Origin of the sequence: Lederbergia citrea (genome assembly GCF_018343525.1) — a bacterium.
GTDB lineage: Bacteria > Bacillota > Bacilli > Bacillales > Bacillaceae_C > Lederbergia > Lederbergia citrea.
In genome coordinates this window covers 245894-262536 of record NZ_JAGYPH010000001.1, presented here as the reverse complement: position 1 = coordinate 262536, position 16643 = coordinate 245894, and the positions used below count along the sequence as shown (strand labels likewise).

Annotated in this window: 16 protein-coding genes and 1 tRNA gene; 1 reads left to right on the top strand and 16 read right to left on the bottom strand. The window is 39.6% G+C overall.

Annotated elements, in window-relative coordinates; all coding sequences use genetic code 11:
* Positions 1-65 precede the first annotated feature (65 nt).
* From KHA88_RS01350 to KHA88_RS01295, 12 genes are all read right to left on the bottom strand, one after another.
* Positions 66-1076, bottom strand: a complete 1011-nt coding sequence (locus tag KHA88_RS01350; RefSeq protein ID WP_213121308.1) for a tetratricopeptide repeat protein — start codon at positions 1074-1076, stop codon at positions 66-68.
* 159 nt (positions 1077-1235) lie between these two features.
* Positions 1236-1312 (bottom strand) — tRNA-Arg (locus tag KHA88_RS01345).
* 469 nt (positions 1313-1781) lie between these two features.
* Positions 1782-2288 carry a metallophosphoesterase gene (locus KHA88_RS01340; RefSeq protein ID WP_213107413.1) on the bottom strand — a complete coding sequence of 169 codons (507 nt, stop codon included), beginning with the start codon at positions 2286-2288 and terminating at the stop codon, positions 1782-1784.
* A gap of 6 nt (positions 2289-2294) precedes the next feature.
* Positions 2295-2900, bottom strand: a complete 606-nt coding sequence (locus KHA88_RS01335; protein WP_213106753.1) for an XTP/dITP diphosphatase — start codon at positions 2898-2900, stop codon at positions 2295-2297.
* Positions 2897-3661, bottom strand: coding sequence for a ribonuclease PH (gene rph, locus KHA88_RS01330; protein WP_213097551.1), 765 nt, complete (start codon positions 3659-3661; stop codon positions 2897-2899). The genes KHA88_RS01335 and rph overlap by 4 nt, the downstream gene beginning before the upstream one ends.
* 91 nt (positions 3662-3752) lie before the next feature.
* Positions 3753-4814 (bottom strand): GerMN domain-containing protein, encoded by a 1062-nt coding sequence (locus KHA88_RS01325; RefSeq protein WP_213097552.1) that lies wholly within the window; start codon positions 4812-4814, stop codon positions 3753-3755.
* 329 nt (positions 4815-5143) lie between these two features.
* Entirely contained in the window at positions 5144-5965 is an 822-nt protein-coding gene (gene racE / locus KHA88_RS01320) for a glutamate racemase (RefSeq protein ID WP_213106752.1), read from the bottom strand.
* 10 nt (positions 5966-5975) lie between these two features.
* Positions 5976-6434: a MarR family winged helix-turn-helix transcriptional regulator gene (locus KHA88_RS01315; RefSeq protein ID WP_213097554.1), complete on the bottom strand. Its 459-nt coding sequence runs from the start codon at positions 6432-6434 to the stop codon at positions 5976-5978.
* Between the two features lie 132 nt (positions 6435-6566).
* Complete coding sequence (locus tag KHA88_RS01310; protein WP_213106751.1) at positions 6567-7730, bottom strand: DUF2264 domain-containing protein; 1164 nt, start codon at positions 7728-7730, stop codon at positions 6567-6569.
* 69 nt (positions 7731-7799) lie between these two features.
* A complete protein-coding gene (locus KHA88_RS01305; protein ID WP_213106750.1) occupies positions 7800-8621 on the bottom strand; it encodes a sugar phosphate isomerase/epimerase family protein in 822 nt (273 codons plus the stop codon).
* A 12-nt stretch (positions 8622-8633) separates the two neighbouring features.
* Positions 8634-9797: a dihydrodipicolinate synthase family protein gene (locus KHA88_RS01300; protein ID WP_213097557.1), complete on the bottom strand. Its 1164-nt coding sequence runs from the start codon at positions 9795-9797 to the stop codon at positions 8634-8636.
* A gap of 13 nt (positions 9798-9810) precedes the next feature.
* On the bottom strand, positions 9811-10962 hold the full coding sequence (locus KHA88_RS01295) for a Gfo/Idh/MocA family protein (RefSeq protein ID WP_213121307.1): 1152 nt from the start codon (positions 10960-10962) through the stop codon (positions 9811-9813).
* A 169-nt stretch (positions 10963-11131) separates the two neighbouring features.
* Here KHA88_RS01295 and KHA88_RS01290 point away from each other — a divergent pair, with 169 nt between their 5' ends.
* Positions 11132-11950, top strand: a complete 819-nt coding sequence (locus tag KHA88_RS01290; RefSeq protein ID WP_213106748.1) for an AraC family transcriptional regulator — start codon at positions 11132-11134, stop codon at positions 11948-11950.
* Positions 11951-11993: 43 nt separating this feature from the next.
* Here the strand turns inward: KHA88_RS01290 and KHA88_RS01285 are convergent, their stop codons facing one another.
* The 4 genes from KHA88_RS01285 to KHA88_RS01270 all read right to left on the bottom strand — a co-directional run bounded on the left by KHA88_RS01285 (position 11994) and on the right by KHA88_RS01270 (position 16641).
* The gene (locus KHA88_RS01285; RefSeq protein WP_213121306.1) at positions 11994-12824 is read right to left on the bottom strand and encodes a sugar phosphate isomerase/epimerase family protein; all 831 of its coding nucleotides are present in this window, start codon (positions 12822-12824) and stop codon (positions 11994-11996) included.
* Positions 12825-12947: 123 nt separating this feature from the next.
* Positions 12948-14162 (bottom strand): Gfo/Idh/MocA family protein, encoded by a 1215-nt coding sequence (locus KHA88_RS01280; RefSeq protein WP_213097561.1) that lies wholly within the window; start codon positions 14160-14162, stop codon positions 12948-12950.
* A 176-nt stretch (positions 14163-14338) separates the two neighbouring features.
* Entirely contained in the window at positions 14339-15715 is a 1377-nt protein-coding gene (locus KHA88_RS01275) for an ABC transporter substrate-binding protein (RefSeq protein WP_249312860.1), read from the bottom strand.
* 71 nt (positions 15716-15786) lie between these two features.
* Positions 15787-16641 (bottom strand): carbohydrate ABC transporter permease, encoded by an 855-nt coding sequence (locus KHA88_RS01270; RefSeq protein ID WP_213097562.1) that lies wholly within the window; start codon positions 16639-16641, stop codon positions 15787-15789.
* Positions 16642-16643 lie beyond the last annotated feature (2 nt).

Here is a 16643-nt window from a genome sequence, read left to right as displayed (position 1 = left end):
TTAATGCCTAATACGGCATAACCATTATATTATAACACAGCCTAACTACCTTTCAACAATAGAAGCTATTCAATAGGTGAAGAAATTTCTTCAAGATTTAAGAGGAAAGAAACTGCCCGATCCAATTCCATCACATCAACACCATACTTCTCTGCCACTTTTTCTTTACTCCATTCCTCTCCATACATTTCATATCCCATTCCTCGGTAAGCTGCTGCCCACAAACGCGGATGAGAAGGGGAAGATTCAAAGGGATAAAGGATAAAAGCATGGCGGTAACTCATCTCTTTTATTTGTTCCAGTAGTACCGGGTTGTTATTCTCAAGCTGACTTTCAAGCTCTGTCAATACTTCTTTAAGCTGAGGAGTATTGTGGACTAAAGGTAAATTGATAGGTATAAACACACCATCAAACTCTAGCTTCTTTACAACTATTTCTATTTCAATTCCATGCTCCCGCAACACATTCAGGACAATTGTTTGTAAGAAGGGGTGACTCCGTTTATCCGCAAGCATTCCGACCAGTGAATCTAAATATGGTTGAATATTTTTATCCACTAGACTTCCAAGCTTAATCGCTTGTTCATGCAAATTACGGCCATTAAAAATCCCTTCTTCGACTAAAACGTTCTCTTTCCTTTCAGGAGTTCCGTTAGCTATAACTTTTCTACTTAATTGTAAAAGCGTTTGAAAGTGTTCGGCTTTATCTGGTGGAACTTCTCTTTCTTCAAATAAAACATCTAATGTTTGAATAACCTGTTTATGTTCATTTATTTGAATAAGAATCATTAAGTAAATATCGAGAATTTCATAATAGTCGCCAATTCCTTCATGCAAATATTCGTTTGCAATCAGTTTGGCTTCTTCATAATCACCGTTTTCATAAAGTGCAACAAGAAAAGCAACTGCAATTTGCGCATCATCTAGATCCATTTCTCTTGCTTGATAAAGTAAAGCCACCGCTTCATGGAAATCGTGAGCTTCCAGCCGGGCAATTCCTTTTTCATAAAGACGCTGTTTCAGGTCAGGAAAAGGAATAATTTTTTCTGAATCTCGATCAGTTTGCTCTCTCTTCATGATAGAACCGCCCATCATTTATAATCGAAAATAGTGTATCAAAAGCGGAGACGGAAAACAAATATTAGAAAAACAAAGTGCCTATTACTGATGCTTAAACGCAAAAAAGCCCCCTGCCATTTGCAGAAGACCGATGGTTTATGTATAAAATAAAAGAAATGGCGTCCCAGGCAGGATTCGAACCTGCGACCCACAGCTTAGAAGGCTGTTGCTCTATCCTGCTGAGCTACTGGGACGTTTTATTTTTAAAGACATTTCTTATTATAGACAGGATAAGAAATAAAGTCAATACCTTTTATTACTTTCTAAAATATAATGTACCACCTTTATTAGCGGCACATTAAATTCAGGCTCATGTAGGGCTTTGTTTGATTTCTTCCGTCTCTTCCTTTTCAAATTTTTCCGGAGGGAAGGTAGTGAAATGAAGCACTTCTGTATGAAAACCGAATCCTAAAAACCAACGATAAGCTGAATTGGTTTGGAGAAGCGTCCGCTCGACTCCTGCGGGATCTGCGGGACAGCCGAGACACTAAAGGAGCGTAGCGACGAAGCGGCTCGGCGCTCGCCCCGCGGAAAGCGAGCGGTAAGCTTCGGAAAACCTGATCTATCCAAAATAAAAATAAAGATACTAAGACAACTCATATTTCCGGGTTTGTCTACAGTCTGAGCTATCGAGATGCTCACGATAGCTCATGATTTGTTTTTTTATTCAAAGGTACGCCTGTACTGCTTCAGTTCTTCGTGTCTATCATTATAAAAATGCACATTAAATACCGAATCCTTTTTATTCACAATGGCATAAGTTTTTTCATTGCCGCCCCTCGGTAATAAAATGCTTCCCGGATTTAAAAATAATTTTCCATCAATCATCTCAGCACCAAGTAAATGGGAATGCCCGAAAAAAACACAATCGGCTCCTAGTTCTTTCGCACGATATGAAATATTCATTAGGGATGATTTAATTTGAAGGAGATGGCCATGTGCAATAAAAATGGTCGACTCTTTTATTTTAAGCACCAATTCTTCAGGTAGTCTACTGTCCAAATCACAATTGCCGCCTACAACAGCAAAACCATTCAAAGCTGGATCATCTGCTTTTAATTCTGAGTCTCCACAATGGATCATCGCATCTACTATGCCTTCATATTTCACTTTCAAATTTTCTAAAGCAGATCTATTCCCATGGCTGTCACTTACGATTAGAAGTTTAATGTCACTTCACCTCCGCCCAAACAAATGACTAACAATCGGCTCCAAATTTTTCAATGCTTCTGCACGATGGCTTATTTTATTTTTCTCATTGGACGCCAACTCTGCCATCGATTTACCTGCTGAGCTGGAATAAAATATTGGATCATATCCAAATCCATTCTGGCCCTGCCGTTTTTTTAATATTTCACCTTCGCACTTTCCTGTAACAACGGATGTTTCCATTCCAGGTCCTGCTACCGCCAGAGCGCAAAAAAATCTAGCTGTACGTTTCTCATCAGGGACTTCTCTCATTTCTAACAAAACTTTATCAATATTGGCTTCGTCATCTTTAGGTTCTCCAGCATATCTTGCCGAAAACACACCTGGCATTCCATCCAATTCGTCAATTATTAATCCCGAATCGTCAGCAACGACAATCATATTCAGCAGATGTGCAATGGACTCGGCTTTAATGATCGCATTTTCTTCAAAAGTAGTACCAGTTTCCTCAACATCTGGAGCATTTTCTATATCCAATAAAGTTAGCACTTCCACTCCATAAGGAGAGAACAGCGCTTCAAATTCCTTGGCTTTACCTTTATTTTTTGTCGCAATTATGATCTGCTTCTTCATTTCGTACCACTTTCCGCTCTTCGCTTATCAATTAGACTGGAAATTTCACCAAGTGCATCTCTTTGCTTTTCCATTAATTGGTTTAACCCAATTTCCGCTGCTGCAAGCATTTCCTGAAGTTGTGTCGCTGTAAAAGTGGATTCCTCTCCTGTACCTTGCAGTTCAACAAATTCACCTGTGCCTGTCATCACAATGTTCATATCGACAAGTGCATTACTGTCCTCGGAATAATCCAAATCTAAAATGACACCCGATCCTTCGATGATACCAACACTAGTTGCGGCAAGAAAGTCGGAAACAGGAAAGGATGATAGTTTTTTTTCATTAAAAAGTTTATGTAAAGCCATTGCCATCGCTACAAAAGCACCTGTTATAGATGCAGTCCTTGTCCCGCCGTCAGCCTGAATGACATCACAGTCAATCCAAACAGTCCGTTCCCCAATTGAATCTAAGCTCACAACTGCTCGGAGCGCTCTCCCAATAAGACGCTGGATTTCCATCGTCCTGCCGGTTACTTTTCCTTTTGAAGATTCCCTTATATTCCTTGTTCCCGTTGCACGGGGTAGCATTGAATACTCCGCGGTGATCCAGCCTTTACCTGCGCCCCGCATGAAGGGTGGCACACGCTCTTCAATACTTGCTGTACAAATTACCTTTGTATCACCAATCGAAATTAAAACTGAGCCTTCTGGATGCTTTAAATATTCGGTTTCTATATGTACATGTCTTAATTCGTTTGTCTTCCTGCCATCTGAGCGCAAATTGCATTTCCTCCTTCATAACAAACAATAAAAAGAGGCGGCGTTTGGCCAACCTCTTCTGTTTGTTATATAGTATATCAAATTTCCGCTTTTAAAAACTACCGGTATTCACTTTTTCTGGACGGGTGACCGGCGCTGTTAACGACTCCCCTTCTTCATTGACTAGATCAGAACTTCCATCTACCATGACAGACACGCTTTCAATGTCAGGCTGTTCTGTCAAAGATAGTACAATCGAACGAAGGGTTGCATCGGCAATCACTTTATTTTCGCTGGGCCCAAGAATGGCTTCATTAAAATTAAGAACTACATTTCCATTTTCAATTTTTGGATTTTCCATCAATTTAACATCATCCATTAAAGCGCTTATTAGTTCGCTTTGCATTCCCGGACCCTCCACAAGCTGGTTAATCACCGCAACTACATCATCTTTTTCAGTATTAGCAATACGCCGTGTAACAGGGACGTAATAATGATCTTCGCTTCCTTGGGCCAAATAATAAACCGTAACTGGCCGAGTATTCGTTATATCTGCAGCATCCGCATTTTCAGTATTAATACCGTCTGCACGGGATAGACCATCAGGGCTGATAGGCGTTTTACCTACAGGCATCTCAGTTAGTGGATAGCCATTCACTCTGAGCTCCACCGTTTTTACCGAATCAAATTGTGTTAAGGTCCATGTAACCGCTTGAAGGATTTTCTTTTCATCTTTTACATCATAGCTAGAGAATTCTTCTGAAAAATCTACGACCGCTTTCCCATCATCGATGTCTACATCTACTTCAGTTCCCGCTGGCAGAACTGTCCTAAAACCATTCGGTAGGATATCGGTTACCGGTCCATCTGCCACAAGATACCTTAACGCCTGCTTTGCGACACTTTCCGTTTTCGGTAAAGGCAGTGTCTGCGCTACGACTAAGCCATTCCGATCAATCAAATAAACATCTTGCATTACCGTTTCTGCTTTTTCCTCACCGGCCGTTTCTGTATCAGGAGAAGCGTCAAGCTTTTCACCTTCTTTTAAATAAGAAACCTCCTTCGGCGGATCGAGACTTTCTTTTTCTTTTCCGAAGAGACCGCAGCCGGATAAAAACATGCTTGCTGCCAGCACTGCAGAAGCAGTTAAGGCCACATTCGACCGTTTTGACATTTTGTACCCCTCCTAAGACAGTTTGTACTCCATATATACGAGCTTTCTCTTAGGAATAGACCGCTTGGCCAAAAGTTTTCGGCATATCAGTAAAAATTTTAAAACTAAGAACAAAAGCGCAAGCGCCTTGATCAGCCCCGACAAGCAAATGTTCTGATCCAAAAAAAGTCCGATCTTGACTTTTATTGGATCAGAACATTTGACCTCGAGGGGCTAGGCGCTGAAGCTGAATGACTACTCACTTTCTTAGAATTTATCCTCAAAGTATTATTTAATAATTTCCTAAATAATAATAAAAAAATCAGCCCTGTCTTTGAGCTGATTTTTCATTAATAAATAAATTGTTTTTCCTGATGAACGAGATTAGCTAATTCAATACGTAAATTACGCTTATTTAGCCAATCCGAGGTAATCTGCTTGAAGATTTTCCGTGAGCCTGTTGTGTAAAAGCAATGTTCAGGAGGAGTCTGAGAGGTGTTCAAAAGTTTATTATAAGCAAGGATGGTACTGACTTCTTGTGCCGTCTCTTCTCCCGAACTAATAACTTTCACATCTTTACCCATGACATTTTCAATGACCGGGCCTAGTAGAGGGTAATGTGTACATCCAAGAATGAGCGTATCAATGCCGCTCCCCTCCAATGGTAATAATGTTTCCGCCACAACCTTCTTTGCAACATTACTCTTGTACTCAAGACTTTCTACAATTGGAACAAATTTTGGGCATGCCAGTTGGATCACATCTGCGTGACGGTTAATTAATTGAAGCTCCCTTACGTATGCTTCACTCTTAATCGTTCCTATTGTACCCAGTATCCCTATCTTGCTGTTTTTCGTCACCTTTAATGCCGCACGCGAGCCAGGTGAAATAACACCTATAACTGGAATATCAAGGACAGATTGCATCTCTTCCAATACGACTGCCGTTGCGGTATTGCAAGCAATCACAAGCATTTTAATATTTCGTTTTACTAAAAAATCCGCCATTTGCCAAGTGAATTTTCTCACCTCATGTACAGGTCTAGGCCCATATGGACAGCGGGCTGTATCACCCACATAATAAATGATTTCATTTGGCATCTGCCTCATTATTTCTTTAGCAACGGTTAATCCGCCTACTCCCGAATCAATTACACCTATCGCCTGTTCCAAATTTCCCGCCTCATTCTTTTCGCATATCGTGGTGCAGTTTGGACAAACTATCCTTTAACTTTATTACCTCATCAGCAGAAAAATCAACAAGAACATCTTGCAAATACCCCTGCCTTTTTGTGATTACTTCATCTATGATTTTCAAGCCCTTATCTAATAAATGTATTCTAACAACACGCCGATCTTTTGGGTCTTTAACACGTTCAACGAGGTCTTTTTTTTCCATTCTGTCAATCAAGTCCGTCGTTGTACTACATGCTAAATACATTTTATTAGATAAATCTCCAATTGTCATATCGCCTTCTTCAAAAAGCCATTGTAAGGCAATAAACTGTGGCGGAGTAATCAAATAATCTGTTAAAAGCTCGCGGCCCTTCTGTTTAACAATAGCCGCTATGTATCGGAGATCTTTTTCTAGTTCCGCAACAACTTTCACATCATGTTGCAGAAGCTCCTTGTCGATCATCATCAACAGCAACTCCCTATCCTTTTATAGCATTGTCTCTTTTTTCTACAAAAATTTCAAGAAATTTCGGCGTTTGCTATAAAAGAATAAAAAAAGATCGGACGGAAAACATTATCTTACCTAACAAAAAATAACCTAAATTTTCCATTCATGATTACTAAAAGCATAATCAATCGGAACCGCCCCACCTGACCATGCCTTTTTGGAGGTCCAGTCAGCCTCTCCTTGCCAGAATGGATCATTTTCTAGTAGTCCAAGAGGCAAAAAAACTGTTGCACATAAATATAAGCTTCCTGTTGATATATACCCTTCCCCTAATTCCGGCTGATGTCCGCAGAGACCAATACGCAGCCAGCCTTCTTCATCGAAAGTGCCCGGCATTTCTATTAATCTCTTAATTACCGCTGTTAGCGCACAACGTACTTGTGCAGGGTGAAGGTTTTCATCTAGTCGATGCTGGAAAGCCATTTGTGCTAAATGATGGAAAGCCCCAAATCGATATGTAAGTGACCGGCCAACAACAGGAAAAGTCCCCTCGGGTGAGATACTTCGTTCTTGTATGACTGCATACCTTTTCGCTCTCTTGATGATGGGCTCTTTCATCTCTTTCCAATCGGGGAATTGATCTCCCAAAAGCTCTAGTATATCAACCATCATAGGTTGGATAACAAAGCTATTGTAATAATCCATATGAAATTCCGGCCCATCTCCATACAAACCATCACCAACATACCATTGTTCATGTTGTTTCAAAGCATAATCGACTCTCATAGGGTCCCATTCTTCACCAATTCGAAATAGAGCTGTTTCAATCATGGCAGAAAATAACAACCAGTTATTGAAAAAAGGTTTTTGTTTTCTAGTAGATTTCAGTGCTTTAACTACATTTCTCTGAACATTAGGTTCGAGTTTGCCGTATAATTCCTTTGGTGCACGAATAAGCGCATGAGCAAGAAAAGCGGCATCAACAATCGGTTGCTGACCGTCTGAAAAGTTCATGAAGTCAGGTGACTCCGGATTAGTTGCTGCATCTAAGCCAAGTCTCGCGAGTTTAATATATGTATTCCTTAATTGTCCTTCTTCGCCAATTGTTGGGCCGCTTTCCAACCATGGGGCCATTCCGCATAATAACCTGCCGAATGCTTCCAAATGACTATATTTTTCCCTCCCATCCAGTTTTGCTTCGACGGGCATTCGTGATTTTAATTGTTGCTGAGATACGGACTGGAGAACAGGCTCGGCGATTTTCCGCATCGTCTGAATCCAGTATGATCGGTCACTGCTTATTTCTTTCGCCATTTCTTCATCCCTTCCATTCCTTCTATCTATTTAAAGTAGGGAGAAGCAATTCACTTCTCCCTTGGTTTTTCAAACATATTTTATATAACGATCTTTCATTAAAGCCAAAACATCATCGCCCGGCTGATCCCAAATTTCTTGGTTGAAAATTTCCACTTCAATTGGTCCTTTATATCCAGCTTCCTCAACTGCTAAACGAATTGGACGCAAATCTATGACTCCATCACCCATCATGCCACGGCCCATTAATAGATCTGGTGTAGGAACAATCCAATCAGATACGTGGTAGCCGAGAATCCTTCCTTTAGCACGAGCAATTTGCTTAAACATATCCGGATCCCACCAAATGTGAAAGACATCGACAACAACACCGACTTCATCTGGACTATATTTTTCAGCCAGATCATTTGCCTGTGCTAACGACACTATTACGGATCGTTCCGCGGCATACATCGGATGTAGCGGCTCAACCCCTAATTTTATGCCTCTTTCCTTTGCATATGGAATGAGCTCTTCAATTCCGTCAGCTACCATTTGCCTTGCTCCCGATAAATCTTTATTTGGCGCAGGTCCGCATACGAGGACAAGGACGTCTGTCCCAAGTTCAGCTGCTTCATCAACAGCGCGGCGATTATCGTCGATTCTTTCCTTCCGCTCCGCTTCTGTTGGGGCTGGAAACATTCCGCCCCGACAGATACTTGAAACCTTGATTCCTGCATCACGAATGATTCTCTTACTCTCTTTTAGTCCGATTTCTTCTATTTTATGACGCCATAGCGCAATCCAAGGAACTTCAGCGCGTGCACTACCTTCAACCGCTTCCTTTAAGCTCCATCGATTCGTTGTGATTTGATTTAAGCTAAGTCTATCAATTGACTGCAACTGATTCATTCTCTACTCCTCCTATCGAATTCCCGACAATTCCGTAACGAGTTTCATTCTTTTGACAGCCAGTTCCGGATCTACTAGTAAACCAGCTTTGTCGGCCAATACGAATAGTTCAGCAAGATGAATCATGGACCTAGATCCTTCAGCTCCACCAATCATCCGAAAATGGGACTGATGTCCGTTTAGATAGGCCATGAAAATAATACCGGTTTTATAGGCATAGGTCGGCTTTTGAAAAATATGTCTGGAAAGTGGTACGGTTTTCTCAAGAATTTCGTGATATTGTGCCAGGTTTCCTTGATCTAGTTCATGAAGTGCAGTAGATGCCGCTGGTGCGATCGCATCAAAGATGCCAAGAAGTGCATGACTAAATCCGAATTCATCCCCTTGGATGAGACTTGCGTAATTGAAATCATCACCTGTATACATGCGCACTCCTTCAGGAAGCATGCGCCGCATTTTAACTTCTTTATCCGCATCTAAAAGTGAAATTTTTATCCCATCCACTTTATCGGCATTATCTTGTATTACACGCAGACACACTTCCATCGCTAGATCTAAATCATCGTGTCCCCAATAACCTGTAAGTGCAGGGTCAAACATATCACCGAGCCAGTGTAAAATAACCGGTTTAGAAACGCTTTGCAAAATGCGCCCATATACTCGTTCATAATCTTCCGGACCAGTTGCGCATGCCGCAAGTGCCCGGCTTGCCATTAAAATAATCTGCCCACCTTCACCTTCAACAAATTCGCATTGTTCTTCATAGGCAGCTATTACATCATTCAGATTGACATCTTGGCCGGGTAAGAGATGATCTGTACCAGCTCCGCAAGCAATCCGGCCACCGACGGACTTTGCTTCAGCAACCGATCTGCGAATAAGCTCTTTCGCCGATTCCCAGTTGAGGCCCATTCCTCTTTGAGCTGTATCCATTGCTTCCGCCACAGATAAACCCATTGACCAAAGATGACGCCTGTAAGAGAGTGTATTCTCCCAATCTATTTGCGGATGGTTAAGTGGATCTGCATTTGCAAGCGGGTCACACACAACATGAACGGCAGAAAAAGCTATTCTACATTCAAATGGCTTGTTTGGGATTTTAAAAGGTGCAGCCTTACTCGGCTCGTATGTAAATAAGGAACCATCAGCACTTGGCAACTTTAATGAATAAGTCATCTTTTTTCCTCCTTTACAATTTCAGTTCCGGTACTTCAATCCAACGACGCTCTTGCCAAGACTGGATTCCTAGATCTGATAGTTGAGTACCTTTTGCACCTTCTAATAAATCCCAAGGAAATGATCCATCAGCAACGACATGTTTTAGAAAAAGCTCCCACTGAACTTTAAAACCATTGTCAAAAATTTGGTTATTCGGTACTTCACTCCACTGTTCCGTAAAGTTGAAAGGGTTTTCAATATCGGGGTTCCAAACTGGCTTTGGCGTATTTATACGATGTTGAGCTTTACAGTCCCGCAACCCAGCAACGGCACTTCCTTCAGTTGCATCTACTTGAATCGTAAGCAAGTCATCTCGATTCACTCTAACAGCCCAAGAAGAGTTCACTTGGGCAATGATGCCGCCTTCCAGCTCGAATGTAGCATAGGCAGCATCGTCTGCTGTACACTTGTATTCATTCCCCTGCTCATCTACACGGTTTGGAATATGTGTAGTGGCCAGACAAGATACTGCTGTCACATTGCCAAACAAGTTGTCCAACACATATCGCCAATGTGCGAACATATCCACAATCATTCCGCCACCGTCTTCTTTTCGATAATTCCAAGAAGGGCGCTGTCCTTCTTGCCAATCTCCTTCAAATACCCAATAACCAAACTCCATGCGAACTGACAAGATTTGCCCAAAGAAACCTGAATCTATTAATCTTTTTAATTTTTGCAGGCCTGGAAGAAATAACTTATCTTGTACTACTCCATTTTTCACACCAGCCTCTTTAGCTAACTTTGCTAATTCAAGCGAGCCCTCAAGGCTTGTCGATGTTGGTTTTTCACAGTAAATATGTTTGCCTGCTGCAATTGCTTTTTTAACACTTTCCGAACGATGAACGGTTGTTTGTGCATCAAAATAAATTTGATCATCTGGATTAGACAGACATTGATCAAGATCTGTGCTCCAACGTTCAATTTGATGTTTCTCAGCTAAAGCTTGCAATTTCTTTTCATTTCTACCTACTAAAATAGGATCTGGCATAATGACATCACCATTTGGAAGTATTACGCCTCCTTGTTCTCTGATTGCCAAAATCGATCGGATAAGATGCTGATTCGTTCCCATCCGACCTGTCACACCATTCATAATAATTCCTACTCGTTGTGTTCCCATTTAAGACCCCTTCTTTCATTTTGATATTGTTCATGATTTTATTTTAAAAGATATACAATTATCTGTCTTATGAATTTAGGATAATGATTCGCAATATTGGAACAAAGGTGTTTTTCATTTATAATAAGAAATGAAGTATATATACCAGTACCTTATGGAGGCAAAAATAATGAAGGTAAGGGAGATTCTTCTACCTAATTATGGGATTCACCTTTATGAAAGCAAACATAATGAAGGTAATGTAGTAAATGAACATCACCATCATATCCATCAAATTCTTTATGCGATCGAAGGGCAAGGTGAGATTTTACTCGATGGAAAAAAATATAACATTACTCAGGATCAATTCGCCCTCATTGTTCCAAACTCAAGTCATTCTATTTTTTCCCATTCTCGTTTAACCTTACTTGTACTTGCATTTGATATACACTCGTTCGGGACTTTTGGAGAACATGAGCTAAACGATGAGCTTTTTAATGTGTCACAGTTTTTCAATCCAAATCCGATTTCTAGCAGTGAATTACGACAGACTTTAAGAAAAATGCTATACGAACAAACGAGTGAAGACAGCTTTTCGGGCTGGGCATTAAAAATCCACCTCCTTCAAATTCTACTTATTATTATAAGATCTGGCGAAAAATCCCATATACAAGATACAAATAGCCTTCGTTCAGAAAGAATTAAAAATTATATCGATACATATTACTACGAACCACTCACTACTAATGAAATTGCGGCGAAACTGGGGATTAGTTCTCGTTATGTCAATACAATTTTCAAAGAATATTATCACAAGACCCCTACCCAATATTTAACTGAAGTACGAATTGAAATAGCTAAAAAGCTGCTTACAAATACAAATAAAGATATCGTCACCATTTGCTTTGAAATAGGTTACGAAACGCTTTCTACTTTTTACAGGGCTTTTAAAAATACGATGAATATCTCGCCGAATCAGTATAGAAGGCTAAATCAGGACCATGAATAAAAAAAGCAGGGTGGAAAAAATCACCTCCCCCTGCTTACATAAACTACTTTACTGCTTCTCCCGCCACCGTATTCATAAATGTCGTATATTGACGAAAAGCGATTTCCGGCTCTTCAATATCTGGCCACCATTTCTTTTCCCATTCGAGTGTAAAGTAACCAGAATATCCTTTGTCTTTTAGAATTCGATACATTCGTTCTAAAGGAATATCACCTTCTCCAAGTAGACAAAGTTGATAGCCACGCTTTGTATCATCCGTAATATACGAATCCTTCCAATGCGTATACTTAATGCTTTTCCCCAAAGTTTTCCACGTTAATTCGGGACTCTCATTAACGGTTCGGTAAGGATGATGTACATCCCATAGCACATGGAAATAATTCGATTTGGCCTGTTTTAAAACTTCTTCCACATATTCGCAATTTGTCCAATCATCATGTGTTTCTAATAGCAAACTAACCTGATATTCTTCTGCTATCTTTAGCATCTTCCGAAGATTATCAGCTACAATATTAATTGCGTCTTGACGTGGCGTATCTTCAATCTTCCCACCAAAAACACGAATATATGGGGTGTTAAACTCTTTACATAATAGAGCATATTGATTTAATTCATCTAAAAAACCTTCTAATTCTGCCTCTGACGTTGTGAATAAACGTATTGAACTAGAAAAACACGGAACTTCCAAAGAAGCATCCTTAAATTTCTTTTTCGTATTTTCAATATCCGTTGAAAATTCCGGTAAACGATAAATTTCCATTTCACCTAAATATCCGCGAAAATCCACACCATCGTAACCATACTCCACTGCTTTTGATACAATTGTTTCCAAATCCCATTTTGGACAACCTAATGTGGTAAAAGCTAGTTTCATAATTTCCGCTCCTTATTATTCATTCATATTTTTCCCTGAATTTAACTATTCAGTAGGAAGATTAAACCCTCATTGCCAAGGCACGACATCAAATTATTTTTTTAGAATAAAATTTTAGATAAATTAAATCTGATTTCCATTATTAATTTTGTTTTTTCTAAAATCTATTGTTTCCCCTCCTTGAGCCCAGTCCACCGCTATTTCACTTGGTAAACACCATTTTTCATAACATTGGACCAACGTCTCATTCAATCCCTCTACCCATGTCACATTCGTTTCCTCATCTCGTTTAATAAGTGTTTCAGGAAATGGAATAATTTTGGACGATTCGTGCATAGCCGTTATACATAATAGATGCGGTAGTGCTGCCTCGGGTCCGCAAGGAATATCATGGTTCCCTTTTGCCGTTGCCTCAATACAGGTTGTCAGTTTTTGAAGATGATCCTTTTCAGAGTCTGGATATACTTTTTCACTTCCGTCCTGAAAACGAGCGATCACTTCGTTGCCATTCTCATCTTTTGTACTATAAAGAGTTGCTTGCTCAAATTCATAAATAAATTGAGGTCCCAATGAATCCTTAACAGCATGTGTTGCGTAAAACATTACCTCTATATCCTCTTCCGTTGTCACTGTAACTGCACAAGTGTCAAAGCTTTCAATTGGATTTGCACGGTACAACTCGGCTGTTACTGTATGCAAACGAACACTTTTATCTTTTTTTGATCCCAATAGATAAAACATATGATGAAGAAAGTGGGAGGTTGCATTATTTGCAACGCTATCTAAAATTGCATCCCCTTCATCGCTATATAAACGGCCCGCCCATGTATTTCGTTTATAGTACTCCTCATCACGTGGCCAGTTAACAATCGTCTTCATACGTTTTGGCTTTCCAAAGATACCAGACATTATATCTTGTTTTAATGTATGTACTGCTGGGCTATATGACCAATTGAAGCCGATGGCAACAAATTTCCCTGTACGATTTCGCGCTTCGATTATTTTATTAGCTTCCTCAACAGATGCACACATTGGTTTTTCACAAAGGACATTGCTGCCGTGTTCCAAAGCATAACAAGTTTGAGATGCATGGTGGTGAATAGGAGTTGAAATGATTGCGAGCTCTGCTTCATTGCTAGCATAAAATTCCTCTATGGTCGCAAAAACAGGAATATTGTTTTCTACAATTCTGTCGTAATTCTCACTTCTCTCTGGATGGATATCTACAACACCCGCGATTCTAGCTTTCATCTGTTGACTCTCATCTAGCAACTTTTTAAGATACGTATTTCCATAACCACCGATACCTATTAAAACGATTGAAACAGAATTCTCCATTACCTCTTCTCCTCTATATACAGTCAATTTTGTGTTATTCGTATCCCATTGTAGTCCACTATAAGTTAATAATCACTGAATCTTCAAAACCGAATATCATAACCTATTGTATGTGATCAATAATCAGGACACACTACAGGCCGATATCCGGTTTTCTATTTCCTCTATCTATCCAATTATCTGTTTTTCACCCAGTCGGTACTTTCTGCTTGAGCTCGATTTAACGCATCCTCGGCACTTCTTTTTCCAGTCAGTGCTGCCTCAATTTCAGATTGTAATATAAACCTTGGTTGTGACGAACCCCATGGATATCTTGGTGTATAAGGTGTACTCATCGCTTTAAATATCGGATTCATTAAATGATCTACTTCTTTCACACTATCCCATTCAAACGCAGATTTAACAGCGGGCATTAAGCCTTGTTCTTCAAAAATAAACTTTTGAGCGAAATCCCCTGTAGCAAATTTCATCCATTCCCATGCCAATTCTTTATTTTTACTATTTTTTGCGATGGCAATCGGACTACCTGCAAACAAGCTCCCTACACCCTCGTCATTTTTAAACTCTTGAACAACAGCAATACGATCCTCTAACCCTTGCGCATAGGTTTGTTTAACAAGATCTCCGGGTCCTTGGTTTAGCAATATAGCGATATTATTGTCCTTTGTCAGCCATTTTTCATTTCCTTGGTTACTCATAATCCCTTCTGGTGCATATTTTTTCATTTCAAGTAACCAGTTTAAACCGGTAAGCATCTCAGGTGAGTTAAAATTAAACTTTACTTCATCCCAAGCAAACCCTTCTCCCCATTTTCCGTTTTGACCTTCAGCTAAATTGACTAGAGTAAAGGCGCTAGACCAATCTCCACGAAAGTAAACACCATAGTTTTTCTCCCCTGTTTTTGGGTTAGTACCAGTCATCTGCTTAGCCTTATCCATTACTTCTTCCATCGTAGGGTTATCTGATAAATAGTCTACTCCCCATTCATCGAAAAGCTGTTTATCATAAACAATAAAGCGGGCATCACCTAGAAACGGCAATCCAAAAATTTGCAGTTCATTATCATCTGGACCTAAAGCTTTCCAACCATTGACTTGATTATCAATAAAGATATCAAGGTCAAATTGACTATCCCCATCGATGTAAGGTTGTAATGGCTCCATTAAACCTTGTGCAGCAAAATCAGCTATACCAGGCATTTGATAAACATCGGCCTCACCAGAGGTCAACATAGCTTGTGTTTTCTCAACGTAACCTTCCCACGGCATGATGATAAATTCTACCTTTGCTCCCGGATAATTTTTTTCGAATTCTTTTTTCAACTCATCTAATCCTTTTACTTTCTCACCAGTGACTGGATCTGTCCCCGAATCCATACTAAAATTACCAATCATTTGTACTTTTAACGTTTGACCTTTCCAGTCTCCGTTCGCTGACTCAGAATTATTGCCGCCTGATTCCGATTTATTACAACCTACCAGCGCAATCATTAGAACTAACATACAAACTAAGGTTAATAAAGTCGTCTTTTGTTTAAATCCTCTATGCATCATTATTTTTCCTCCTTTATTTTTAGGTGAACTAACTTGATTTTTTTCGAATGAATTAAAAACAGGAAAATTAACTATTCTCCCTTTACACCACTTAGCGCAATACTTTGAATTATGTACCGTTGTAAAAATAAGTACACTATGACGATTGGCAATATACTGACCGTTGCTAGAGCCATCGTTAATCCTCCTAAACTCGTACCATTTTCCAACGAGAAGCTCGCTAAAAAAAGAGGTACTGTGTGTAGTTCCTGATTATTCAATACAACCAATGGCCACAAAAAATCATTCCAACTCCAAATGAAGGATAGGATTACCATTGTCGCCGCAATCGGTCCTGCTAAGGGACTATAAACCTTCAAGAAAATTTTAAATTCACCGGCACCATCAATTTGGGCTGCTTCACGTAATGTATCAGGTAACTGGTCAAAAAACTGTTTACAAAGGAATAATAAAAACCCATTTACTAAAGAAGGAAGAATTAATGGCCAAAACGTATTTAGTAAACCTACGCTATTAAACAATTTATACAATGGAATTAAACGAGGTTCGATTGGAATCATTAGTGTTGCCAAAACTATCAGGAACAGTAGTTTTTTCCCTTTAAACTTTCCTTTGGAAAACGCATAGCCTCCCAAAAGCGCTGAAGATACTGTTATTAAAACGGAACTAATTGTCACAATACCAGAATTTAAATAGGCTTTGAAAACCCTTCCATTTTCAAAAATAATTCCATAATTAAATTCTGATACATTATCTGGTATTAATTTCGGCGGAAATGGCATTGTAACATTGGCTGTTCTATCAAACCCGACACTTATCATCCATACAAATGGTGCCATAAGTAAACATCCAAAGATTAATAGAATAATAAAAATAAAGGTATTGGTTAAACGTTGCGATTGTTTCATCGTCATAGACCTTGCCATCA

Coding starts and splice junctions, on each gene's coding strand:
- KHA88_RS01290 (WP_213106748.1), top strand. CDS start 11,132: ATGAAGGTAAGGGAGATTCTTCTACCTAATTATGGGATTCACCTTTAT.
- KHA88_RS01300 (WP_213097557.1), bottom strand. CDS start 9,797: ATGACTTATTCATTAAAGTTGCCAAGTGCTGATGGTTCCTTATTTACA.
- KHA88_RS01270 (WP_213097562.1), bottom strand. CDS start 16,641: ATGGCAAGGTCTATGACGATGAAACAATCGCAACGTTTAACCAATACC.
- KHA88_RS01350 (WP_213121308.1), bottom strand. CDS start 1,076: ATGAAGAGAGAGCAAACTGATCGAGATTCAGAAAAAATTATTCCTTTT.
- KHA88_RS01295 (WP_213121307.1), bottom strand. CDS start 10,962: ATGGGAACACAACGAGTAGGAATTATTATGAATGGTGTGACAGGTCGG.
- KHA88_RS01310 (WP_213106751.1), bottom strand. CDS start 7,730: ATGGCGAAAGAAATAAGCAGTGACCGATCATACTGGATTCAGACGATG.
- KHA88_RS01275 (WP_249312860.1), bottom strand. CDS start 15,715: ATGATGCATAGAGGATTTAAACAAAAGACGACTTTATTAACCTTAGTT.
- KHA88_RS01325 (WP_213097552.1), bottom strand. CDS start 4,814: ATGTCAAAACGGTCGAATGTGGCCTTAACTGCTTCTGCAGTGCTGGCA.
- KHA88_RS01305 (WP_213106750.1), bottom strand. CDS start 8,621: ATGAATCAGTTGCAGTCAATTGATAGACTTAGCTTAAATCAAATCACA.
- KHA88_RS01335 (WP_213106753.1), bottom strand. CDS start 2,900: ATGAAGAAGCAGATCATAATTGCGACAAAAAATAAAGGTAAAGCCAAG.
- KHA88_RS01315 (WP_213097554.1), bottom strand. CDS start 6,434: ATGATGATCGACAAGGAGCTTCTGCAACATGATGTGAAAGTTGTTGCG.
- KHA88_RS01280 (WP_213097561.1), bottom strand. CDS start 14,162: ATGGAGAATTCTGTTTCAATCGTTTTAATAGGTATCGGTGGTTATGGA.
- KHA88_RS01285 (WP_213121306.1), bottom strand. CDS start 12,824: ATGAAACTAGCTTTTACCACATTAGGTTGTCCAAAATGGGATTTGGAA.